The organism is Streptomyces sp. WELS2 (assembly GCF_013870595.1).
Lineage (GTDB): Bacteria > Actinomycetota > Actinomycetes > Streptomycetales > Streptomycetaceae > Streptomyces.
Genome location: NZ_JACBWZ010001148.1, coordinates 1 through 1627 on the forward strand (window position 1 = coordinate 1; position 1627 = coordinate 1627).

The 1627-nt window shown below is 74.1% G+C and carries 2 protein-coding genes; one reads left to right on the forward strand and one right to left on the reverse strand.

The annotated features are described in order from the left end of the window. Positions 1 to 46: 46 nt before the first annotated feature. Positions 47 to 646 (reverse strand): TetR/AcrR family transcriptional regulator, encoded by a 600-nt coding sequence (locus tag H5J33_RS34485; RefSeq protein WP_181798598.1) that lies wholly within the window; start codon positions 644 to 646, stop codon positions 47 to 49. Between the two features lie 109 nt (positions 647 to 755). On the opposite strand from H5J33_RS34485, the gene H5J33_RS34490 reads away from it, so the two are divergent. Beyond that, positions 756 to 1627: FAD-binding oxidoreductase (locus H5J33_RS34490; protein WP_181798599.1), on the forward strand; the 872-nt coding region annotated here is incomplete at its 3' end.

Below are 1627 nucleotides of genomic sequence, written 5' to 3' on the forward strand. Positions count from 1 at the left end.
CGCCGGTGTGCGCTCAGGGACGAGCCGGGCGCGGCCTCGGTGTGGCTCATGGCGTCAGGGTCCTCTCCAGAAGGGTGCGCAGCTCCCCGAGGAACGCGGCGGAGTCCAGCTCCGGATCGTCCTCGTCGGTCATCGTGCGCAGGGACAGGGTGAAGGACTGCACGGTCAGCAGCAGGGCGCGGGCCTGCCGTTCGGTGTGGGCGGGCCGTACGGAGCCGTCCGCGTGACCCTCGCGCAGCGCGTCGCCCAGCAGCGCCAGCAGCGCCTCCTGGCTCGCGCCGCGCCGGTCGAGGACGTACGGCAGCAGCAGTTCCGGATCGACGTCGACGATCTTGCGGAAGAGGGGATGCGCCCGGAACGCCTCGACGCCGGCCACCAGCCCGTCCACGATCCGGGTGCGCGTGGCGACGCCGGGCGCGGGCTGCGGGATCGCCCGGGTGGCCACGTCGATCCACTCCCGGGTCATCAGATCGCCCACCAGCGTCCGCAGGTCCGGCCAGCGCCGGTAGAGCGTCATCCGGGAGACCCCGGCGCGGCGGGCGACGTCGGCGAGCGTGGTGCGCCGCACGCCGACGGCCAGTACGCAGTCGCGTACCGCGTCGAGCACGGGATCGCCGTCCGAACCGTTGTGACGAATAGGCGTCATGTGTCACAGTGTAACGCCTCGGGAGCGGGACGGAAGCGGCACCGCTCGCGTACCGCTCACCGATCACTGCCACCGCCCAGCCCGCCAACCCTGTGAGGACGACCGTTCAATGGACATGCTGTGGAACGGCTGGGGCGACCCGGCCAAGGCGGCACCGCTGCCCGACACGGTGACCGGGCTGCTGCGCGACCTGCTCGGTGTCAAGCCGCGCAGCACACCCGCCACGGCCCTGGCGGACCTCTGCCCGCCCGCCGTCACGGCCCGGCCCGCCGCCCTGAAGGCCCTCGCCGAGGCCGTCGGCGGCGAGGAGAACGTCCGCACGGACGCCGAGAGCCGCATCCGGCACACCCGCGGCAAGTCCACCCCCGACCTGCTGCGCATCCGCGCCGGGGACATCGCCGACATCCCCCAGGCCGTCGCCCTGCCCGCCGGTCACGACGAGGTCCTCGCCGTGCTGCGCGCCTGCGCCGCACACGGCCTGGCCGTCGTCCCCTTCGGCGGCGGCACCTCCGTGGTGGGCGGACTCGCCCCGCGCCGCCGCGAGTTCGTCGCCCTGGACCTGCGCCGCATGAACGGCCTGCTCGACCTGGACCCCGTCTCGCGCACCGCCGTCCTCCAGCCCGGCCTGCGCGCCCCCGAGGCCGAACGGCTGCTCAACGAACACGGCTACACCCTCGGCCACTTCCCGCAGTCCTTCGAGTGGGCCACCATCGGCGGCTTCGCCGCCGCCCGCTCCAGCGGACAGGCGTCCGCCGGATACGGCCGCTTCGACGAGATGGTGCTCGCCCTCACCCTCGCCACTCCCGAGGGGACCCTCGACACCGGCCGCGCCCCGCGCTCCGCCGCCGGGCCCGACCTGCGCCAGCTGATCCTCGGCTCGGAAGGCGCCTTCGGCGTCATCACCTCCGTCACCGTACGGATCCGCCCGCTGCCCGAGACCCGGGTGTACGAGGGCTGGCGGTTCGGCTCCTTCCAGGAGGG